The sequence below is a fragment of the Microvirga alba genome, assembly GCF_015694465.1.
Taxonomy (GTDB): Bacteria; Pseudomonadota; Alphaproteobacteria; order Rhizobiales; family Beijerinckiaceae; genus Microvirga; species Microvirga alba.
In genome coordinates, this window is sequence record NZ_JADQDO010000010.1 from 131,293 (window position 1) to 152,815 (window position 21,523).

General features: G+C 62.3%; 15 protein-coding genes. 11 read left to right on the top strand and 4 right to left on the bottom strand.

What is annotated here, in order from left to right; genetic code table 11:
* Positions 1 to 108 precede the first annotated feature (108 nt).
* The 9 genes from bcsA (at position 109) to I2H38_RS17685 (ending at position 14,206) form a co-directional block, all read left to right on the top strand.
* Positions 109 to 2,304 carry a UDP-forming cellulose synthase catalytic subunit gene (gene bcsA / locus I2H38_RS17645; RefSeq protein WP_196273189.1) on the top strand — a complete coding sequence of 732 codons (2,196 nt, stop codon included), beginning with the start codon at positions 109 to 111 and terminating at the stop codon, positions 2,302 to 2,304.
* Positions 2,305 to 2,313: 9 nt separating this feature from the next.
* Positions 2,314 to 4,938, top strand: a complete 2,625-nt coding sequence (locus I2H38_RS17650; RefSeq protein WP_196273190.1) for a cellulose biosynthesis cyclic di-GMP-binding regulatory protein BcsB — start codon at positions 2,314 to 2,316, stop codon at positions 4,936 to 4,938.
* The gene (locus I2H38_RS17655; RefSeq protein ID WP_196273191.1) at positions 4,935 to 6,047 is read left to right on the top strand and encodes a glycosyl hydrolase family 8; all 1,113 of its coding nucleotides are present in this window, start codon (positions 4,935 to 4,937) and stop codon (positions 6,045 to 6,047) included. Before I2H38_RS17650 ends, I2H38_RS17655 begins: the two co-directional genes overlap by 4 nt.
* Positions 6,038 to 8,155 (top strand): tetratricopeptide repeat protein, encoded by a 2,118-nt coding sequence (locus I2H38_RS17660; RefSeq protein WP_196273192.1) that lies wholly within the window; start codon positions 6,038 to 6,040, stop codon positions 8,153 to 8,155. Before I2H38_RS17655 ends, I2H38_RS17660 begins: the two co-directional genes overlap by 10 nt.
* Positions 8,156 to 8,626: 471 nt before the next feature.
* Positions 8,627 to 10,225: an ABC transporter substrate-binding protein gene (locus I2H38_RS17665; protein WP_196273193.1), complete on the top strand. Its 1,599-nt coding sequence runs from the start codon at positions 8,627 to 8,629 to the stop codon at positions 10,223 to 10,225.
* Between the two features lie 63 nt (positions 10,226 to 10,288).
* Positions 10,289 to 11,299, top strand: a complete 1,011-nt coding sequence (locus tag I2H38_RS17670) for an ABC transporter permease subunit (protein ID WP_196273194.1) — start codon at positions 10,289 to 10,291, stop codon at positions 11,297 to 11,299.
* Positions 11,296 to 12,207, top strand: a complete 912-nt coding sequence (locus tag I2H38_RS17675) for an ABC transporter permease subunit (protein WP_196273195.1) — start codon at positions 11,296 to 11,298, stop codon at positions 12,205 to 12,207. Before I2H38_RS17670 ends, I2H38_RS17675 begins: the two co-directional genes overlap by 4 nt.
* A gap of 2 nt (positions 12,208 to 12,209) precedes the next feature.
* The gene (locus I2H38_RS17680) at positions 12,210 to 13,226 is read left to right on the top strand and encodes an ABC transporter ATP-binding protein (RefSeq protein ID WP_196273196.1); all 1,017 of its coding nucleotides are present in this window, start codon (positions 12,210 to 12,212) and stop codon (positions 13,224 to 13,226) included.
* Positions 13,223 to 14,206: a peptide ABC transporter ATP-binding protein gene (locus tag I2H38_RS17685; RefSeq protein WP_196273197.1), complete on the top strand. Its 984-nt coding sequence runs from the start codon at positions 13,223 to 13,225 to the stop codon at positions 14,204 to 14,206. The genes I2H38_RS17680 and I2H38_RS17685 overlap by 4 nt, the downstream gene beginning before the upstream one ends.
* Positions 14,207 to 14,221: 15 nt before the next feature.
* Here the strand turns inward: I2H38_RS17685 and I2H38_RS17690 are convergent, their stop codons facing one another.
* Positions 14,222 to 16,237, bottom strand: a complete 2,016-nt coding sequence (locus I2H38_RS17690) for an AI-2E family transporter (RefSeq protein ID WP_196273198.1) — start codon at positions 16,235 to 16,237, stop codon at positions 14,222 to 14,224.
* Between the two features lie 272 nt (positions 16,238 to 16,509).
* Between I2H38_RS17690 and I2H38_RS17695 the strand changes: the two genes are divergently transcribed.
* Together I2H38_RS17695 and I2H38_RS17700 are read left to right on the top strand one after the other, a co-directional pair.
* Positions 16,510 to 17,211, top strand: a complete 702-nt coding sequence (locus tag I2H38_RS17695) for a dienelactone hydrolase family protein (protein ID WP_229426774.1) — start codon at positions 16,510 to 16,512, stop codon at positions 17,209 to 17,211.
* A gap of 35 nt (positions 17,212 to 17,246) precedes the next feature.
* Complete coding sequence (locus tag I2H38_RS17700; RefSeq protein WP_196273200.1) at positions 17,247 to 19,322, top strand: M3 family metallopeptidase; 2,076 nt, start codon at positions 17,247 to 17,249, stop codon at positions 19,320 to 19,322.
* A 21-nt stretch (positions 19,323 to 19,343) separates the two neighbouring features.
* On the opposite strand, the gene I2H38_RS17705 is transcribed toward I2H38_RS17700, so the two are convergent.
* The 3 genes from I2H38_RS17705 to I2H38_RS17715 are packed head-to-tail and all read right to left on the bottom strand — an operon-like array spanning position 19,344 to position 21,506.
* Positions 19,344 to 19,529 (bottom strand): hypothetical protein, encoded by a 186-nt coding sequence (locus I2H38_RS17705; protein WP_196273201.1) that lies wholly within the window; start codon positions 19,527 to 19,529, stop codon positions 19,344 to 19,346.
* 56 nt (positions 19,530 to 19,585) lie between these two features.
* Complete coding sequence (locus I2H38_RS17710; RefSeq protein ID WP_196273202.1) at positions 19,586 to 20,623, bottom strand: aldose epimerase family protein; 1,038 nt, start codon at positions 20,621 to 20,623, stop codon at positions 19,586 to 19,588.
* 4 nt (positions 20,624 to 20,627) lie between these two features.
* Positions 20,628 to 21,506, bottom strand: coding sequence for an SMP-30/gluconolactonase/LRE family protein (locus I2H38_RS17715; RefSeq protein ID WP_196273203.1), 879 nt, complete (start codon positions 21,504 to 21,506; stop codon positions 20,628 to 20,630).
* Between the last annotated feature and the right edge of the window lie 17 nt (positions 21,507 to 21,523).

Below are 21,523 nucleotides of genomic sequence, written 5' to 3' on the forward strand. Positions count from 1 at the left end.
CCCTGCGTAGATCGGTAACGAAATACAATTGAGATAGTAATAGATCGGCAAGAAGCCTTACGTTATGCGTAATATGACGCAACGAAAATCAACTGAGAACGAGGACTGATGCAAAAGGGTCTTATTGTGGCCTTTTGGGCCGTTGCGGCAACGATTATCGTCTTACTCGTCGCTCTTCCCATCAGTCTCCAAGCACATCTCATCGCCGGCCTCGTCGTCGTCGCCAGCATGATCGTCCTGAAGTTTTTCCGGGCACAGGGCATCTGGCGCCTGATCGCCCTGGCGCTCGGCACGGCGATCGTCCTTCGTTACGTCTTCTGGCGTACGACCAGTACGCTTCCCCCGATCACGGAACTCACCAACTACATTCCCGCGATCCTCCTCTACCTGGCCGAGATGTACAGCGTGATCATGCTGTTTCTCAGCCTTTTCGTGGTGTCGAGCCCTTTGCGCTCCCGCAAGCCGCCGCGGATCGACCACTCCAACGTGCCGACCGTGGACGTCTTCGTCCCGAGCTATAACGAGAACGCGAGTCTCCTGGCTTCGACGCTTGCGGCGGCAAAGGCCATGTCCTATCCGGCGGGCAAAATGACCGTCTGGCTTCTGGACGACGGCGGAACGGACCAGAAATGCGAGCAGCCGGACGCCGTGCTTGCCAGAGAGGCGCGCGAACGTCGCGTCGAACTCCAGGCGCTCTGCGCCGCGCTCGATGTCAACTACATCACCCGCGCCCGAAACGAACACGCCAAGGCCGGTAATCTCAACAACGCTCTGGAACATTCGACAGGCGACCTCATTGCCGTGTTCGATGCCGACCACGCGCCGGCGCGGAATTTTCTCGAGGAGACGGTTGGCTATTTCGGCACCGAGAAAAACCTGTTCCTGGTCCAGACGCCGCATTTCTTCATCAATCCTGATCCGCTCGAACGCAACCTGGGTACATTCCAGACCATGCCGTCGGAAAACGAAATGTTTTACGGCGTCATCCAACGCGGGCTGGACAAGTGGAACGCGGCCTTCTTCTGCGGTTCGGCGGCCGTGCTCCGGCGCGAGGCGCTGCAGGAGACCAACGGGTTCAGCGGCGTCAGCATCACTGAAGATTGCGAGACCGCGCTCGAACTCCATTCCCGCGGCTGGACGAGCATTTACGTCGATAAGCCCCTGATCGCCGGCCTGCAGCCCGATAGCTTCGCGAGCTTCATCGGCCAGCGCTCACGCTGGGCGCAGGGCATGATCCAGATCATGCGCTACCGGTTTCCGCTGTTCAAACGCGGGCTGAAGCTGCCGCAGCGCCTTTGTTACATGTCGAGCGCGATGTTCTGGCTGTTTCCGTTCACGCGGTTCTGCTTCCTGGTGTCGCCGCTCTGCTACCTGTTTTTCTCGCTCGAAATCTTCACCGCATCCGGTGGCGAGTTCCTCGCCTACACCTCGACCTACATGATGGTGAACTTCATGATGCAGAACTATCTCTACGGCCGCTATCGCTGGCCGTGGATTTCGGATCTGTATGAGTTCATTCAAACGGTCTATCTGCTGCCCGCGATCATGTCCGTGATCGCCAACCCCAGCAAGCCGACCTTCAAGGTCACGGCCAAGAACGAGACCATGGACAAGAACCGGGTCTCGGAACTCGGTGCGCCATACTTCATCATCTTCGGCGTTCTGGTTCTGGGGGTGATCGCCACCATCATCCGGATCTGGGCCGAGCCCTACAAAGCCGACGTCACCTTGGTTACGGGCGCGTGGAACCTGATGAACCTCATCATCGCGGGCTGCGCTCTCGGCGTGGTGTCGGAACGGGCCACACGGCGGCAGAGCCATCGGGTCATCGCCGAGCGCCCCTGCCGCTTCATCATGGGCGACCAGCTGGTCGACGCGACGATCCGCGACGTGTCCGTCGGCGGCATCAGTATTCGCCTGTCGCAATCGGCCCTGCCGGGGCTGAAGCGCGGCGCGTTCGGCACGCTTGAATTCACGCCCTATTCCGACCTTCCGACCAATCAACTGCCGATGGAAGTGCGGAAGATGGGCATGGACGACAAGGGCGTCCTGATCGGCTGCCGCTTCTTGACCGAGACGCCCGAGCAACATCGGCTCATCGCCGATCTGGTCTTCGCCAATGCGGAGCAATGGAGCCATTTCCAGAAGCGCCGACACCAGGACATCGGCATCCTGCGTGGCACGCTCTGGTTCATCACCGTCGCGATTTATCAGACCGGCCGCGGATTGGCCTATATCTCGGGGTTGCAGCGGTTCGGAGCCTCCATTCCGCCCGTTCCCGTCGTCACCCCGTCGGTCAAGTAGAGGCTCGTCGTGCGCGCGCTCCTGATTTCTTTCATGCTGGGGTTCGAGGTGCTCGGGGCCGGGCATGCCCTTGCTCAGACGACCCCTTTCAACATGTCGCCGGACAAGCCGAGCGCGGCAGCGCCTGCGCAGTCTCTGCCTCAACCTCCCTCGCCGGGGGCGGACAATGCCGCGACCGCGGCCCCTTTCGACATGCAGTTAGCGCCGCCTCCGGCACCCGCGACCTCCACTGCTCAAGCGCCCACGGCGGCGCCGTTCGATATGAATCCACAAGGCACGCGGCCATCATCCGCCGCGCCCCGAGCCGGCGCGCCCGCGTCCGTCGGATTGCCCCAGCCGACAACCAAACCGTCAAACCCGAATGCAACCACGCCGGTGAGCGCCGCCCTCCCGTCACGCGGGCCCATCCGTTTCGAACGACCGATTCTACCGTTTGAAAACATCCGCTTCGAAGGTGAGACCGATACGCGGTCGTGGGCCTTCCACCTGACGCAGGATGAGGCCGCGAGCGGCGCCAGCATCTCGGTCGGATACCAGAATGCCGTTGTCGTGATGCCGGAGGCCTCGCGCCTGAGGGCAATCGTCAACGGCGAATCCGTCGTCGACATTCCGATCGCCTCTTCCCAAACGATACAGCGCGTCATCATTCCGATCCGCGCGGGCCTTCTGCGCACCGGACAAAACATCATCCGCATGGAGGCCGTTCAGCGCCACCGGACGGATTGCACGGTGCGCGCGACCTACGAACTCTGGACCGACGTGGACGCCGCTTCCACGAAGTTGATTTTCGCGGATGGCGCACCCAAGACCCTGCGCAGCCTCGAGGATCTCCCCGCGATTGGCCTCGACACCACGGGTGTGACCACGATCCGGGTCATTGCGCCACGAATCTATCGACCGGAAATCCGCGATCGCCTGCTGCGGCTGGTGCAGTTGGTCGCCCTGCGCGGCCGTTATGCGCATCCTGTGATCCGGGTCATGGAATCCGATCCGGGCCCCTCGCCGGTCGGGACGATCAAGGTCTTCATGGGCCTTGCGAGCGAGCTTCGCGGCACGGTCGCCGCGCTTCCCGATGCCGCCGCCATACAGCCGCTCGCGATCATGATGCAGGAAGCGGGCTCCGGCGCGCCGTCGCTGATCGTGTCCGGCCCAAGCTGGGGCGATCTCGACACCGCCATCAACATCGTTGGAGCCCCGGTCCTCAACGCCGTCAACCTCGACCGCGATCGGGTCGACACGGCGTCCTGGCTCTGGCCCGAGGTGCCGACCTATTTCGGGAACCGCTCGATCCGTTTCGCCGAACTCGGCGTCCCGACGCAGGAGTTCTCCGGACGACGCTTGCGGTCGCGTTTCGCCATCAATCTGCCATCCGATTTCTTCGCGACAGATTACGGCGAAGCGACTTTGTATCTCGATTCCGCGCATACATCGAGCGTCAAGCCGGGAAGCCATGTCGACATCTATGTGAATGGTCGGATCAGCGCGACGATGACCATTACCTCTCGGGGCAATATTTTTCGGCGGCAGCCGATCCGCATCCCCATGAAGAATTTCAAGCCCGGCATCAACCAGTTGTCGTTCGAGGCCGTTCTTCTAACCGATGCCGATGACCGCTGTGCGCCCGGGGAGACCCTCTCCGAGACGAACCGCTTCGTTCTCTTCGATACGACGTCGCTCTCCGTTCCCGATTTCGGACGCATGGGGCGTCGCCCCGATCTGGCCTCGTTGAGCACTGGCAGCTTCCCCTTCGGCGATTTGCCGGCAACCGTCGTGCTGGCACGACCGGACCCGTTGAACTACGCCGCATCGGGCACCCTGCTCGCGCGCATGGCGCGGGACGCCGGAGCCCCCGTGCGCGCGCAGTTCGCCAATGCCGCGGGCGCTGGCGACCAATCGATCATTTTCGTCGGCGCGGTCGATCAGCTCCCGGTAGGGATGCTCGCCCGGGTCAACCTTTCCGAGAACCTCCGCACCCTGTGGCAATCGACGCCCGCGCCATCACGGTTCGCTCCACCCGCACAGCCGGAACCCGCGGGACAGCAAGTCGCGAATGCGGATTTCAGCCTGCCCGTCAGCCGCACGCCGCTGGACCGGGGGGACCCCGTGTCGACCGACGAGGTTCGCCGGCGATGGGCCGACACACTCCAGCGGCGCGGGATCATTCAGCAGACACTCGACTCCATGAGGGAGTGGATGGAGCAGACTTTCAACCTGTCCCTCGCCTCCCTCTCGCTGGAGGACAAGGGAACCATCAATTTCGAGCCGTCGCAGCGTGTCACTCTGGTCCTTGCGCAGAGCCGCACCGAAGGGTCCGGAACCTGGACGCTCGTTACCGCGCGGACCGAGGAGACCCTCGCGGAGGAAATGGTTCGCCTGACGGATCCGATCTTGTGGTCTCAGGTTTCGGGCCGCGCGGCAGCGCTCGATCCGAATGAGGCGAGGCTCGAGATACAGCCGACCCGCGGCTACACCTTCGTTCAGACGCAGCCCTTCTCCTTGCTGAATCTGCGGCTCGTGGCCGCCAACTGGATGTCGACCAACATTCTGCAATACGCTCTTCTGATTGTTGCATGCTGCGTCCTGCTGGGATTCGCCACGTACCTGCTCCTGAGTCGCCTCGGACGTCAGTCATGATCAAGCGACCGACCGGCATTCCCCGCCTTCTCTCGTGCCTTGCCGTCGCGGGGCTCGTCATCGCATTTTGCACGCTGGCCGACGCAAGGCGGACGACCTGGAGTGCGACCGTAAACCCGCTGAAGATAGCAGGCACGATTTCGTCCGTGGATTGGAACGCCTATCGTTCCCGTTTCATTGATGAAAGCGGACGCGTCATCGACAACGCGAACGGCAACATCAGCCACAGCGAGGGCCAGGGCTACGGTCTGTTGCTCGCCTTCGCGGCGGGTGACAGACCCACATTCGAAAAGATCTGGACCTTCACACGGACCGAGCTTCTGATCCGCGATGACGGGCTCGCGGCATGGAAATGGGATCCATCCGCCAAGCCCCGCGTCTCGGATCGTAACAATGCCAGCGATGGCGACATTCTGATCGCTTATGCGCTGGCGAAGGCTGGGGCGGCCTGGAAAGACGCCCGCTACACCGCAGCCGCGCAAAAAATCGCCAAAGCCATCGGGAAGAATAACTTCGGTCGCAGCGCGGGAACGATGTTCCTGCTTCCGGCGACCAAGGGTTTCGGCACGGAGGATCGCCCCGACGGCCCGGTCGTTAACCTGTCCTACTGGGTCTTCGAGGCCATTCCGGTGTTGGCCGCTCTCGCACCCGAATACGACTGGAACGGTGTTTGGAAGAACGGCCTTTCGTTGCTGCAACAGGCAACCACTGGCCGCGCGCGTCTTCCCGCCGACTGGCTTTCGATCCGCACCCGGTTGCAAACCCAGCCCGCAGAGGGCTTCGCGCCGGAGTTTGGTTATAACTCGTTAAGGATACCTCTTTACCTTTTAAGAGCGGGAGTGACCGACCTGGAGTGGCTCAGAACGCTCAATCAGCGCTGGTCAGTGAACAATGAAGGTGTCGCGGTGATCAATGTCGTGACGGGACAGGTCCGAGACAAGCTGACGGATCAAGGTTACGCCGCTCTGTCCGCGACTCTGGTCTGCGCGCTCGACGGACAGCCCATTCCGGGAGCATTCAAAATGTTCGAGCCGAAGCTGTACTATCCGTCCACGCTTTATCTTCTGTCGATGTCACTGATCGCTGAAAAGTATCCACAATGCCTGTAATCCGTGGCACCATAGCAATTGCGGTCGCTAGTCTCGGCTTCGCGGCACTCGCCCAGCAAGCCGGCGATGGCGGGCATCCGGCTCCCACTCTCGCCGCGGCAACGCCTTCTACGCTCCCCCCGCAAGTGGACGAATCCGCTCTTCGATACTTCGCGTCGCAAGGCGATACGCGCCGCGTCGAAGCGGAGATCGCGCGCTTGCGCGCGCTCTACCCCAACTGGTCTCCTCCGACCGACCTGTCGCAGCTCCCGGCAGGCCCGATCACCATCAAAGATCCGGAAGTCGATCGCCTTTGGGCGCTCTATGGTGAGAACAAGATCGCAGAGATCCGCGCAGCCATCACCGAGCGCCAGGCATCCGATCCGCAGTGGAAGCCTCCGGCGGACCTGCTGACGGCGCTGGATACGGCGGAGGCGCGACGGAGGCTGATCAATGCCTCCGACAATGCGCAATGGCGAACGGTGCTGTCGGTGGCAACCGAAGCACCGAGCCTCCTGACATGCACCAATGTCGATGTTCTCTGGCGTGTCGCGGAAGCCTTCGCCAAGACGAACCAGCAGAACCGCACGCGCGACGCATATACCTATCTTCTGACGAATTGCACCAACTCGGCCGAACGGCTGGGCACGCTGCAAAAGGCGCTCACTCTTCTCCCCGAACAGCAGGTCACCGACTTGCTGCGCTTCGAGCGGAAGGGCGGCAGCGATCCGGATGACTTCAGCAGCATACGCGATGACCTGGCGCGTCGGCGTGTGGAACGCGCCTCGACCGATAACAAGCTCACGGCATCCGCGGACGATCTTGCTGTCGTCGAGCGGCTGGCTGAGGGCACGAGCGAGCCGGGGAATGTCATCCTGCTCGGCTACTACGCCTATCATCACAAAAATTCAGAGAAAGCGCTGGCGCTTTTCAAAACGGCGCTTGACCGCGATGGCGGAGCAAAGGCGGCCGAAGGCTACGCCTTGTCACTGCGGGACCTCAACCGTTTCGTGGAGGCCGAGGCCTTCGCTTACGAGTGGCGTGACAAGGCCCCTGAAAATTTGAAGGTCTATCTCGACGTGGCGACCGCCCTGTTGAGCCAAGACCCTCCGCCTCGCCTCGATCCGCAGGTCGTCGCTCGCGTCGTTCCGGTCGTGACGCAGCAGCGTTTTGTGGACGGCGCTCAAGCCCTCGGATGGTATTCGTACAATACCGGGCAGTTCCGCACCGCGCGGGAATGGTTCCAGCGGGCTTTGAGCTGGAAGGCGGATGACGAACCTTCCGCTTATGGCGCAGCTCTTGCGAGCCAGCGTCTCAATGACCGCGTCGGTTTCAACGCCATCGTCACCCAATGGCGGAGCCGCTCGCAGCGCATTGCCGATGTGGCGGACGGCATCAACCGGGGTCGCACGCCGCCCCCGGCGCAGCCATCGACCCTTCCGTCTGCAGCCATGACACCGGCGGCGCCTGCCCCAGTCGTTCCGCCGCGCACCGCCTACGCGTCGAGCCAGGCGACCGAGCCCCGCGTGATTTATGAAGAGCGGCTTCCGCGCGCCGACCTGGGCGCGCCACCGGCGCAACCCGCAAGCCGGTCAGGCGCTCGTCGCAATTGCGCTGTCACGCGCAATCCGAGTTCGCTCTCGGCGGATGCCGCGCTGACGCTCGGTTGGTGCCTGATGGAGCTCAACCGACCGCTCGAAGCGGTGACCGCCTTCGACCGCGCCATCAAGGGTGGAAGCGACCAAACACGCGAGGAAGCCGCCTACGGAAAGACCCTTGCCTATCTCCGCAAGGACTTGACGGCGGAGGCAGCCCTCGCAGCCGCCGAGTCGCCCCAAACCGCTCAGCGCAGGACCGAACTCGATGCCACGATCCTGGCGCAGCGCGCGCTCGCGGCGTTCCGGGAGGGGCGCTATGTGGAAGTCATCCTGGCGCTCGGCGAGCGCAGTCGGATCGTGCCCGAGCAAACCGATTTGATGGTGATTCGTGGCTGGTCATATTACAAGCTGGGCCGTTACGACGACGCCGAAAAGATCTTTCTGGCTGTACAACGGACGGGCTATTCCGACGACGCGAATGTCGGCCTGAACGCGGTTCGGGAGGCCGTGCGGCCGTCCCGGCAATACTGACCTTATTTGCGTCCCATACCGGCTGGCCTGCGGGCTGACGGATTGACGACGGCTCCATCGGAGGGCTCGCGCCTCATCATCCCGATCTCAAGACGGAAGGCGCTAAGACCTCGCCGAGCCGGCGTGCGGCGGAGCTCGACGCGAGAAGCTGTGGATGACGCGTGCTATTTCACGTCGCGGCGCAATGACGTTCCCGCGTCCCTGAACGATTGCTTGCACCCGACCACCACTGGGCTGAACTCGCGTGTCTGAACCGCGCATCCCAACAAATCCGTTCTTCTTGTGCATCGCACAATTTACGACGTTCGTCGGGTTCGCGCCACGCCCGAGGCCGTCGCCCGGTAAGTATGAAATGCTATATTTTTTCGGAAAACCGATGCCGATCATAAGGACAGATTGACATTATTGTGGCTTCGCACCTTAACTTCGTCCCAGAACGGTCATGAGTAGGCCGTCTCAGAGGACCTCAGAATGAAGAAATCAGCCCTTTTCGCAGCTATCTGCGTCCCGGCTTTCCTGGCGGCTGCACCGTTGGCAGCCAAAACCCTCGTCTATTGCTCCGAGGGCAGCCCCGAGAACTTCTACCCGGGCGTCAACACGACCGGCACGTCTTTCGACGCCAGCACCCAGGTCTATAGCCGCATCGTCGAGTTCGAGCGCGGCGGCACGCAAGTGCAGCCTGGTCTTGCTGAAAAGTGGGATATTTCGGCCGACGGCACGGTCTATACCTTCCACCTCCGCAAGGGCGTGAAGTGGCATACCAACAAGAACTTCAAGCCGACCCGCGACATGAACGCCGACGACATCGTCTTCATGTTCGAGCGTCAATGGAAGCAGGATAACCCGTACTTCAAGGTCACGAGCCCGAACCACTCCTACTTCGACGACATGGGCATGCCCAAGCTGCTCAAGTCGGTCGAGAAAGTGGACGCCTACACCGTCAAGGTGACCCTGAACCAGCCGGAAGCTCCGTTCCTGGCCGACCTCGCGATGGAATTCGCGGCCGTCCAGTCGAAGGAATACGCCGACGCGATGCTGAAGGCTGGCACGCCCGAGAAGATCGACCAAGATCCGATCGGAACGGGTCCGTTCTACCTGGTCCAGTACCAGAAGGACGCCACCATCCGCTACAAGTCGTTCCCGGAATACTACGGCGGCAAGGCCAAGATCGACGACCTCGTGTTCTCGATCACGCCGGACGCGTCCGTCCGCTGGGCAAAGCTCCAGAAGGGCGAATGCCACGTGATGCCGTATCCGAACCCGGCTGACCTCGACGCCATGAAGAAGGATCCGAACGTCACGATCCTCGATCAGGCCGGCCTGAACATCGGCTACCTCGCCTACAACACCACCAAGAAGCCCTTCGACGACGTGCGCGTCCGCAAGGCGATCAACATGGCCATTGACAAGAAGGCCATCGTTGACGCCGTGTACCTGTCGAGCGGCGTTCCGGCCAAGAACCCGATCCCGCCGTCGATGTGGTCGTACAACGACGCCATCAAGGACGATCCGTACGATCCGGCCGCCGCCAAGAAGCTTCTGGCCGAAGCCGGTTACCCGAACGGTCTCGATACCGACCTGTGGGCCATGCCGGTTCAGCGCCCGTACAACCCGAACGCCAAGCGCATTGGCGAACTGATGCAGGCCGACCTCGCCAAGATCGGCGTGAAGGCCGAAATCAAGACCTTCGAGTGGGGCGAGTACCGCAAGCGCATGCAGGCTGGTGAACACCAGATGGGCATGCTCGGCTGGACGGGCGACAACGGCGACCCGGACAACTTCCTGCACACCCTGCTCGGCTGCGCCTCGGCGGCTGGCAACGGCTCGAACGTCGCGAAGTTCTGCAACAAGTCGTTCGACGATCTCGTCACCAAGGCGAAGGTCACGACCGACGTGAAGCAGCGCACGGAGCTCTACAAGCAGGCTCAGGTGATCTTCAAGGAGCAGGCTCCCTGGTTCACGATCGCTCACGCCGTGCAGCTGAAGCCCATCCGCAAGGAAGTGGTGGACTTCAAGCTCTCGCCCTTCGGTCGCCACACGTTCTACGGCGTCGACATCAAGGGTAAGTAAGGCTTCCATCTTGGCCTCCGGCGGAGCGGCTTCATGCCGCTCCGCCTTTTTTCCATTTGAGACATGCTCCGATTCATCCTCACCCGCGTCAGCCTGGTCATCCCGACCTTCATCGGGATCACGCTGCTGGCTTTCTTCCTCATCCGCCTCGTGCCCGGCGACCCGATCGAAACCATGGCGGGCGAACGCGGCATCGACGCCGCGCGCCATGAGCAGCTCAAGAAGGATTTCGGCCTCGATAAGCCGCTGATCATTCAATACGGCTACTATATCGAGCGTGTCCTGCACGGCGATCTCGGCAAGTCGATCGTGACACGGGAATCCGTGCTCAGCGAATTCCAGACGCTCTTCCCGGCGACTGTCGAATTGGCGGTCTGCGCGATCCTCTTCGCGCTCTTCCTCGGCATTCCAGCCGGCATATTGGCTGCCGTCCGACGAAACTCGATCTTCGATCACGGGGTGATGGGTATCTCATTGACCGGCTATTCCATGCCGATCTTCTGGTGGGGGCTCATTCTCATCCTCGTGGTTTCAGTCCAGCTCGGCTGGACGCCGGTCTCCGGCCGCATCGACGTGCTGTATTACATCGAGCCGGTGACGGGATTCCTGCTGATCGACTCGTTCTTCTCGGAAGACGAAGGCGCCTTCATGTCGGCGCTTGGGCATCTCATCCTGCCGACCATCGTGCTTGGCACCCAGCCGCTGGCCACCATCGCGCGCATGACCCGCTCGGCTATGCTGGAGGTCCTGGGCGAAGACTACATCCGCACCGCCAAGGCCAAGGGTCTGTCGCGGTTTCGGGTGATCGGCCTGCATGCGTTGCGCAATGCATTGATTCCTGTCGTCACCGTCATTGGTCTGCAGGTCGGCGTGCTCTTCACCGGCGCGATCCTGACCGAAACAATCTTTTCCTGGCCCGGCATCGGCAAGTGGCTGATCGAAGCGATCTTCCGCCGCGACTATCCCGTTCTTCAAGGCGGTCTGCTGCTCGTCGGCGTGATCGTGATGAGCGTGAACCTCATCGTCGATCTCACCTATGGCCTCATCAATCCGCGCATCAGGCATAACCGATGACTGCAGAAACCATGGAAGCTCCGCTCGTTGCCGCTCCGACGGCAACGCCGCCCCATCCGCTTCGCGAGTTCTGGGGCTATTTCAGCGCCAATCGCGGCGCGGTGGCCGGCCTCTTCGTCATTGTCGGCGTCGTCCTTGTGGCGTTGCTGGCAGACGTGCTCGCACCGCACTCGCCCTATCTCACCGACACCAAGATCGCCCTCAAGCCGCCGTTCTGGCAGGAGGGCGGATCGATCACTTATCCGCTCGGCACCGACGCGATCGGCCGCGATATCCTGTCGCGTCTGATCTACGGCTCTCGCCTGTCGCTGCTCATCGGCGTGATCGTGATCTCGATCTCGATTGTCGTGGGCACCGTTCTCGGCCTCGTCGCGGGCTTCGCGCGCGGGGTGACCGAGATCTTCATCATGCGTCTGATGGACATCGTCCTGACGATGCCGAGCCTCCTCCTTGCCATCGTCGTCGTGGCGGTGCTCGGCCCCGGCCTCGTCAATTCGATGCTCGCAGTCGCTTTGGTCATCCTGCCGCATTACGTGCGTCTTGCCCGCGCGGCGGTGATCACCGAAACATCGAAGGACTACGTCACGGCGGCGCGCGTCAGCGGCGCCGGGAACCTGCGCCTGATGTTCAAGGAAGTGCTGCCGAACTGCACAGCACCTCTGATCGTGCAGGCTTCGCTCGGCATCTCGACGGCGATCCTCGACGCGGCGGCGCTCGGCTTCCTCGGGCTCGGGGCGCAGCCGCCCTCGCCCGAATGGGGAACCATGCTGGCCGATGCCCGCGAATTCGTGCTCCGTGCGTGGTGGGTCGTGACCTTTCCCGGTCTTGCGATCCTCATTACGGTGCTTGCCTTTAATCTGCTCGGGGACGGTCTTCGCGACGCCCTCGATCCAAAACTGAAGCGCTGACCATGGCCCTTCTCGAAATTGAAAACCTGTCGGTCGAATTTCCGACCCAAGGCGGCATCATGCGGGCCGTCGACGATGTCAGCCTCAAGCTCGATGTGGGCGAGGTTCTGGGCGTCGTCGGCGAATCCGGCTCTGGCAAGAGCGTGACGATGCTGGCGCTTATGGGCCTCATCCCCTTCCCCGGTCGGGTCAAGGCGAAGAAGCTCTCCTTCAACGGGCGTGATCTTCTGACGATGTCTGACCGGGAGCGACGCAAGCTCACGGGCAAGGACGTCGCCATGATCTTCCAGGAGCCGACGACCAGCCTCAATCCGTGCTTCACTGTCGGCTTCCAGCTCACCGAGACGCTGCGCCTGCATGAAGGCATGGACCGGAAGGCCGCGCGCCGCCGGGCAATCGAGCTTTTGGAGCAGGTCGGCATCCCGTCCGCGGAAAGCCGCCTGACCGCCTATCCGCACCAGCTTTCGGGCGGCATGAACCAGCGCGTGATGATCGCGATGGCGATTGCCTGCAACCCGAAGCTCCTGATCGCCGACGAGCCGACCACCGCGCTCGACGTGACGATCCAGGCGCAGATCCTCGATCTGCTGATGACCTTGCAGAAAGAGCGCAACATGGCGCTCGTCATGATCACCCACAACATGGGCGTCGTCGCCGAAACGGCGAAGCGCGTGATGGTGATGTATGCGGGCCAGATCATGGAGGAGCGTTCCGCCGCCGATCTGTTCGCTTCGCCGCAACACCCCTACACGGCAGCGCTTCTGGCCGCTCTGCCGGAACGGAGCGAAGGCTCGCGCCTCGCGACAATTCCGGGCGTGGTGCCGGGTCTCTATGACCGTCCGCGCGGCTGCCTGTTCAGCCCGCGCTGCGCCTACGCGACCGAGCACTCTCGCAATGTGCGCCCGGAACTGCGGCCGTGGGCCGGCGGCCATGTCCGCTGCCATTATCCGCTCGGCGACCCGAACCGGAACGCCAACATGAATGCTGATCATCCTCTTGGAACGGAGGCCGCATCGTGAGCGCTCCCGTTGTTGAAGCCAAGGGCCTGAAGCGCACCTACGAGGTGAAGCGAGGCCTGTTCAAGGAGCCCGGCCGTCTGCAAGCGGTCGGCGGCATCTCCTTCGCCGTCGAGCCTGGCAAGACCCTCGCTGTGGTCGGCGAATCCGGTTGCGGCAAGTCCACGCTCGCCCGGATGGTGACGCTCATCGAAAAGCCGACCGAAGGGGGCCTGACCCTCGACGGCATCGATGCGGTCAATCCGCCGTCCGGCAAAGCCAAGGACCTGCGCCGCATGGTGCAGTTCGTGTTCCAGAACCCTTACGGTTCGCTCAACCCGCGCAAGAAAGTGGGAACGATCCTCGAGGAGCCTCTGACCATCAACACCAACCTCTCGTCGTCGGAACGCACCGAACGGGCGCGCGCGATGATGGCGAAGGTCGGTTTGCGGCCCGAGCACTACAACCGCTATCCGCACATGTTCTCCGGCGGTCAGCGGCAGCGTATCGCGATTGCCCGCGCTCTGATGCTGTCGCCGAAGCTGGTGGTCGCGGACGAGCCGGTTTCCGCACTCGACGTGTCGATTCAGGCGCAGGTGCTGAACCTTCTGGCCGATCTGCAGGCGGAGATGGGCCTTGCCTATCTCTTCATCTCGCACGATCTCGGCGTGGTTCGTCACATCGCGCATGACGTTTTGGTGATGTATCTCGGCATCGCGGTCGAGCAGGGACCGAAGGAGCGCATCTATGAGCGTCCCTTGCATCCCTATACGCAGGCTCTTCTGTCCTCGACGCCCGGCGTCACCGGCACCAAGCGTCAGCGCATCGTGCTCAAGGGCGAGTTGCCTTCGCCGCTCAACCCGCCGAAAGGCTGCGTGTTCTCGACCCGCTGCCCCTATGTGACGGAGCGCTGCAAGGTGGAGCGTCCGTTGCCGCGCCTGGTCGACGGGCGTTACGTCGCCTGCCACTACGCCGAAAACTTCCTGGAAAATCCGGCGGCCTGACACGGCCCCGGAGATTCACGCGGGCAAGGGCAGGCGCTTCACGCCCGCTGCTTGTGTCGCCTTCGAAGAAGAAACGGAGGAGTCAGTCTTTTGCGCCGGCTCCTCCTCGCCTCTCGCGAGCTTTACGCAGACACTGACGCCTTCCCGCAGGGTCGACACGTAATAGTCGGCTCCCAACGCCCCGCGCAGGTTCGCGTCCTTCAACACGGCGTCATCCTTCGACCAGAGACCGACGAGAATCGGAACGTCGGGAACGTGCCTGCGAAGCCGCTGCACAAGATAACGCAGATGAGCGGGCGTTCCGCCTACATCGAGGTAGCAAAGACATACCATCTGCGCGCCGCTCGCATCGAGATTGAAAGCGGTAAACCGTGAAACCGCCTCATACGGAATGACGCGCTCTCCCAAGCCGTGCTTTTCGATAAGCTGAGCCATCATCGCGGCAGCGGCCGCATCGAGCGGCCCGCGACCCGCAACGCAGAGAATGGCCCCATCAGCCTTCCAGGTATCGGGGATAGCGTCGCTCTCAGGCGGCGATTGCGGCGCCACCGACTCTTCGGTTGAGGCTTCCGCGCCTGCCGCCGATGCGGCAGATTCAGCCTTCTTGCCATCGGGGGAGCGTTCGACATCGTCATAACTGTTCAAGTCCTGGATGAGCGCGTGGGCGACATCCTTGACCTGCGCCAGTTGACGGCTCGTCAGCACGCCACGGCTTGCATCACCGGCAGCGAGCCGCAACGCCTCGATCGCGACATCATCGTAGTAGGACATCGGCGAACAGGTTTTAAGAAGCGCCTCGGCGGATTCGAGCGCCTCGTCCGGATCGCCCGCGAGCATGCGCTGATAGAGATTCTCTGCGGGCGTCAAAGCAGGCTGGTCGCCCAAGAGCACACTCAAAAATTCCAGCCGCTCCACATGCCGCCCCAGCACGACGAGGCAGAGCGTCAACGGCGTCGCGATGACCAGGCCGATGGGCCCCCAGAGCCAGGTCCAGAAAATAGCCGAGATGACGACCGCGAAGGGAGATAGCCCCGTGCTCTTGCCATAGACGAAAGGTTCGACGACCTGCCCCATCAGCGGCTCGCCGATCAGGAACAGGGCAGCGGTCATCAGCGCCATCGACCAGCCGGGATCAACGGCCGAGGCGACAAGGATCGGGAACACAGCCCCGATGAAAGACCCGATATAGGGGACAAAGCGCATCAGGGCTGCGATGACGCCCCAGAGGGCCGGGCTGGGCACGCCGATCAGCCACAAACCAATCCCGATCATGACGCCGAAAGACGCATTGAGCCCGAGCTGCATCAGAAAATAGCGACTGAGGCGGCGCCCGGCATCGTCCATCGCCGCCGTCGCACGATGCAGGTCGCGCGCGCCGAACAGCCTGATCATCCGATCGCGCAAGTCTTCGCGCTGCAGGAGAATGAAAATCAGAACCACGAGGACGATGCCGGCCGTCGTGAGCGGCTGCAGAACCGGCGCGGCAATGCTGCGCACGATCTCAAGCGGCGTCGCGGGTCGCTCGTGCACCTCGACGGGAAGCGGATTGACCTGCGGCGCGGGCGAAGGGACAGGAGATGGCCGCGTCGCCGACTGTTCTTCCGTCACTGCGTTGCCGATTTCATTGATGACGGATGGCAGCCGCGCGAAGGTCTGCTCACGCAAGGAGCGGACCTTTTCCTTGATCGTGGTTTGATAGCGCGGAAGGTCGGTTGCGAGACCAGCCACTTGAAAACCGATCAGGCTTCCGAGCGCGGCGATGATCCCAAGCGCGAAAAGAACGGCGATGATGACCGACGGGATGCGGCCGAAATGCCATTTGCGCATCAACTCGACGAAGGGCGCCAGAAGGAACGCGAGGAGGATCGCCAGCACGATCGGCAGAAACACCTCTTGCCCGATATAGAGCGCGACGAGGACGACGATGCCGACGGCAAGCGTCGTCAAGCCATTGATGCCGGGAACGCGCGGTGGCTCGACTTCGGTTTCCGATAAAGGCTGGCGCGCATTCTCAGTGGTCGTGGGAGGCATTGGCGTCCAATCTGCTAAGGAATCCATCGACATGCCGACAACGTGCGGCGACCGAGAACGATCCTTGGCCGTTCCTGAAAGTCGGCTCTTCCGAGCAGCGCTGGGACCTTTTGCCCCCTGTGAAGTTGTACCCTGAACCCCATCTCACAACTCAGACGATCGTGCCTGGAAGCCAGAATTTCCCCATGCTGATAACGCGGCGAATACTTCTGATTGGCACAGCTCTCGCTGCGTCCCACGCCGTTCGTGCTCACGAGGGAAGGCCAAACACGATGCCAGTCACGCAGCACCGTCACGTTTTCTCAAGCAGCGGCAAGGACATCGCCGTCGATACGCTCCAAGCGGATGGCTTATCGCGGCCTCCCGCGGTGATCATGCTCCATGGGGCGGACGGATTGAGCGAGAACAGTCAATACGTCGAGGGAGCGCAAGCGGTCGCGCGGGCGGGCTATCAGGTCAACCTGGTTCATTATCTCGACCGGACGGAGGAGAATCGAGCCTCCTTCAGCACCGTGTTTCAAAATTTCCAACCCTGGCTGGACACGGTCAACGACGCCCTTGCCTGGGTCGCAAACCGCACGGAGATAGACACAACCCGCCTCGGCATCATCGGCATCTCCCTCGGCGCGGCGCTCGGCCTTGCGGCCGCCAGTGCCGATCGACGCATCAAGGCCCTGGTGAATTATTTCGGGCCCTTGCCGCGGGGCGCGATTGCGCCCGATGCCCACCTGCCGCCGACCCTGGTTCTCCACGGCGCCATGGATCCCATCGTCCCGGTTGCCAATGCCTACGCGGTCGAGGCCCTGCTGCGGCAGCAGGAGGTTCCACATGAGATCCAGATCTACCCCGACCAGGGACACGGCTTTCGTGGGGAGGCGCGGGATGATGCGCTGCTACGGGTTATTGCGTTTCTTGGGCAATATCTCGCGGGCAATGGACCTCATCCTCTTCCGGGCGAGCGCTTAGACCGCTAAGAATCCACTGATCAACGACACAAGCGAAGAGATCCATGACCGCATCCGACGCGATTCTCACGGCCAATCCGCTCCTGCGTCCCTGGACGACCCCTTTCGGCCTTCCGCCCTTCGAGAGCATCACGCCGGAGCATTACAAGCCCGCTTTCGACACGGCGCTCGCGGAACAACAAGCCGAGATCGCGGCCATCGCGGCCGATCCGGCCCCTGCAACCTTCGCCAACACGATCGATGCCCTGGAGAAGAGCGGCGCGAGCCTCAAGCGCGTCGGCGGCGTGTTCTTCAATCTGGCGGGATCGCACACCAACGAGGCGATTCAGGCAGTCGAGCGCGAAATGGCGCCGCTTCTTGCCAAGCACCGCAACAGCATCTTCATGAACGAGGCGCTGTTCAAGCGTGTCGATGATCTTTACCGCGAGCGCGAGAGCCTCGGCCTCGACGCAGAGCAGGCGCGCGTTCTCGACCGTTATCACACCATCTTCGTCCGCGCGGGCGCGCGCCTTGGCGCGGACGAGAAGAAGCGTCTTGCCGCGATCACCGAGAGGCTTGCGAGCCTCGGCACGCAATTCGCGCAGAATGTGCTCGCCGACGAGAAATCCTATCGTCTCGTGCTCGACACGGAAGTCGATCTCGCCGGGCTTCCGTCTTTCCTGCGCGAAGCGGCAGCGCAAGCGGCCGAGGATGCGGGCCTGAAGGGCAAGCACGTCATCACGCTCTCGCGCTCCAGCATCGAACCCTTCCTGCAATTCTCAAGCCGCCGCGATCTGCGCGAACAGGCTTTCAAAGCCTGGGCCGCGCGCGGGGATGCGGGCGGCACGACGGACAACAAAGCGATCATCACCGAGATGGTGCGGTTGCGCGCCGAACGTGCGCGGCTCCTGGGCTACGAGACCTTCGCCGATTTCAAACTCGCCGATACCATGGCGAAGACGCCGGATGCGGTTCTCAAACTCCTGAACGATGTCTGGACGCCCGCCCGCGCCCGCGCGCAGCAGGAGCGCGACGACCTGCAAGCGCAGGCACAATCGCAAGGCGACAATATCGAGATCGAGGCCTGGGATTGGCGCTATTATGCCGATCAGGTCCGCATGGCGCGGCACAATCTCGATGAAGCGACCATCAAGCCCTACTTCCAGCTCGACCGGATCATCGAAGCCGCCTTCGACACGGCGCAGCGCCTGTTCGGTCTGAACTTCCAGGAACTGAAGGAATTTCCGCGCTATCATCCCGATATCCGCGCCTGGCAAGTCACCGATGCAACCGGCGCGCCTGTCGGCATTTTCATCGGCGATTATTTCGCGCGAAGCTCCAAGCGCAGCGGCGCGTGGATGAGTGCATTCCGGTCGCAGGAGAGGCTCTCCGGCGACATCCGGCCGATCATCGTCAACGTGATGAACTTCGCGAAAGGCGCACCCGGCGAACCTTCGCTGTTGAGCTTCGACGATGCGCGCACCTTGTTCCACGAGTTCGGACACGCGCTGCACGGTCTCTTGTCGAACGTGACCTATCCCCTGCTCGCCGGCACAAGCGTATCGACGGATTTCGTCGAATTGCCATCGCAGCTCTACGAGCATTGGCTCTCGCAAGCGGACATCCTGCGCCGCTACGCCACGCATTACCGCACGGGCGAGCCGATGCCGGAAGCGTTGCTGGAACGCCTGATGGCCGCGCGCAATTTCAACCAAGGCTTTGCGACGGTGGAATACCTTGCCTCGGCCTTCGTCGACATCGACCTTCACCGGCGCACACTATCCGGCGATCTCGATGTGTCCGCCTTCGAGAAGGAGTCTCTTGGCAAGATCGGCATGCCGCGCGAAATCATCATGCGCCATCGCACGCCGCATTTTGCGCACGTGTTCTCCGGCGACGGTTATTCGTCGGGCTACTACAGCTATCTCTGGTCGGAAGTGCTCGACGCGGATGCCTTCACCGCGTTCGAGGAAACGGGCGACGCCTTCAACAAGGACATGGCGGACAAGCTGAAACGCTTCATCTATTCCGCCGGAAACCTGCGCGATCCGGCGGAAGCCTACACGGCCTTCCGCGGTCGCCTGCCGACGGCGGACGCGCTTCTCGCCAAGCGTGGCCTCACCACGACGCCGGCAGCCTGAGAATGAGAAGAAACAGTGGGCCTAAAGCCCGATCAGGCTGACTTTCAGATGTCTCGTCCGGCGCCTGAACCAACGGAACTGCACCTGGACATCTCGTTCCGTGTCGCGGGGCAAGGGATTCGCCTGCTTGTTTTGACGCAAGACGCTCAGCAGGAATGCCGCCCCCTCCGGGTCCGTTTCCAAGGCTTTTGCATCAAGCACCGGCATCCTGAACTTCCCCTGTCGGTTGTTGTTTGTCCCGCGTAACGGAAGGCAAACAACGGTCAACCGGATCGCGGAGTTCCGTCTGCCAGCGCGAATCGCAACTCGCTGACCTGACGGGAAACCTGACCGGGCTCCAAGATACACGGGGGAAAGTGGGCCTTATTAGGGCCGTCCGGAAAACGCTGCGGCTCGAGGCACAAACCAGCATGGGGGCCATAGTGAACGCCACCCAGACCCGGAACAGGAACCTCGATCATGTGGCCGTCATAGAACTGCACGCCGGGCTCGGTCGTCCAGAGTTCCATGGTCAGACTGTTCTTCAATGACTTCAACGTCGCCGCGTGGCCGAAATCGCCCGCCCCACGCGTGAGCACGTAATTGATATCGTAGGAGATTCGGCGCTGCATCAACTGCGACGCCCCAATCGGCCTCAAGGTCGTGAAATCGTAGGCGGTATCGGCCACGCTCATGATCTCGCCGGTGGGAATGAGATCAGGCGATGTCGGCGTGATGAAATGCGCCGCGAGCATCAGGTGGTGAGACGAGATGTCCGTGCTGCCGTCGAGATTGAAGTAGCCATGCGTGGTGAGATTGACCGGCGTCGGCTTGTCGCAGGTGGCCTCCAGCACGATCCGCACGGTGGCGGGTTCAATGAGAGCGTAGGTGCAGGTGGCGACAAGACGGCCCGGATAGCCCATGTCGCCATCGGCCGAGACGAGGGCAAGCGTGACGCTGGAAGGATGCCGGTCGATTTCCGTCCACAAGCGCCTGCCGAACCCTGCCGCGCCGCCATGAAGCTGGTTGCGTCCTTCGTTGGCGTTGAGCCTGAACAATTGTCCGCCCAGATGGAAGCGGGCATGACCGATGCGGTTGGCATAGCGCCCGACGATCGCTCCGAAATAGGGGGAATGAGCGATATAATCCTCAATTGAATTGAGCCCGAGGACGACACGCTGCAAACCGTTGGCGGAGGGCACGACAAGGTCGCGGATCACAGCGCCCCAGGTGAGGACGCGCATCTCCATCCCTGTCGGACCCGTGAGCGTGATCTCCAGGACGTCGCTTCCGTCGACGGAGCCGAAGCGCTCGATGGTCATGAGACTATCCCTTGAAGATATTGGCCCTCACGCCCCGGATGCCGGTTTCGACCGAAAAGAGATGACCCGCCATCGGATCGATGTGGGGATCGCGCCCGATGGCGGCGGTCGTGATGTAGAGCGTCGTGAGATCGGGGCCGCCGAACGCGCATTTGGTGACCTGCGCCGTCGGCACCGGCACGACCCGCTCGACCGACCCGTCGGGCGCGAAACGCGAGACGCGGGACGCACCCCAATGGCACACCCAGAGATGGCCTTCTGAATCCACGGTCATGCCATCGGGAAAGCCCCATCCTTCCTCGAAACGCACGAACACCCGCGCCGGGCCAAGCCCATCGTCGACGATGTCGTGGGCATAGACGATCCCTCCGAGCGTATCGGTGGCGTAGAGCACGTTTCCATCGTGACTGAAGGCAGGGCCATTGGTGATTACGATGCCTTCCCGCAAGGCGGTCAGGTGCTTGCCGTCCCAGCGCCAGAAACAGCCCGTAGGACTCGTCTCCAGATCATCCATCGTGCCGAAGTAAAGGCGGCCGTCGGGTCCTACGTGTCCGTCATTGATCCGGTTGTCGGGTTTGTCCGGCTCAGGAGACACGAGCCGTTGCCGCTCGCCGCCCCAGAGATGAAGCCGGGACAGGCCGGATTTGAAACCGGCGATGACGATATCCGGATCCGCCGTCAAGGCGACGAAGCCGATCGGCTCCGGCACGTCGATGCGGTCATGCTTGGCGGTTTTGGGCTGATAATGCCAGATTCCGGGGTTCTTGATGTCGACCCAATACAGCGTGTTCGTACGGTGGTCCCAAAGCGCGCCCTCGCCGAGCACGCAACAGCTTGCCACCGCAACATGAGGCGCGTGTGGGTGGACGACTGGATGACTCATGTTTTTTCCCCATAGGA

Coding starts and splice junctions, on each gene's coding strand:
- bcsA (WP_196273189.1), top strand. CDS start 109: ATGCAAAAGGGTCTTATTGTGGCCTTTTGGGCCGTTGCGGCAACGATT.
- I2H38_RS17655 (WP_196273191.1), top strand. CDS start 4,935: ATGATCAAGCGACCGACCGGCATTCCCCGCCTTCTCTCGTGCCTTGCC.
- I2H38_RS17660 (WP_196273192.1), top strand. CDS start 6,038: ATGCCTGTAATCCGTGGCACCATAGCAATTGCGGTCGCTAGTCTCGGC.
- I2H38_RS17665 (WP_196273193.1), top strand. CDS start 8,627: ATGAAGAAATCAGCCCTTTTCGCAGCTATCTGCGTCCCGGCTTTCCTG.
- I2H38_RS17670 (WP_196273194.1), top strand. CDS start 10,289: ATGCTCCGATTCATCCTCACCCGCGTCAGCCTGGTCATCCCGACCTTC.
- I2H38_RS17675 (WP_196273195.1), top strand. CDS start 11,296: ATGACTGCAGAAACCATGGAAGCTCCGCTCGTTGCCGCTCCGACGGCA.
- I2H38_RS17680 (WP_196273196.1), top strand. CDS start 12,210: ATGGCCCTTCTCGAAATTGAAAACCTGTCGGTCGAATTTCCGACCCAA.
- I2H38_RS17690 (WP_196273198.1), bottom strand. CDS start 16,237: ATGCCTCCCACGACCACTGAGAATGCGCGCCAGCCTTTATCGGAAACC.
- I2H38_RS17695 (WP_229426774.1), top strand. CDS start 16,510: ATGCCAGTCACGCAGCACCGTCACGTTTTCTCAAGCAGCGGCAAGGAC.
- I2H38_RS17700 (WP_196273200.1), top strand. CDS start 17,247: ATGACCGCATCCGACGCGATTCTCACGGCCAATCCGCTCCTGCGTCCC.
- I2H38_RS17705 (WP_196273201.1), bottom strand. CDS start 19,529: ATGCCGGTGCTTGATGCAAAAGCCTTGGAAACGGACCCGGAGGGGGCG.
- I2H38_RS17710 (WP_196273202.1), bottom strand. CDS start 20,623: ATGACCATCGAGCGCTTCGGCTCCGTCGACGGAAGCGACGTCCTGGAG.
- I2H38_RS17715 (WP_196273203.1), bottom strand. CDS start 21,506: ATGAGTCATCCAGTCGTCCACCCACACGCGCCTCATGTTGCGGTGGCA.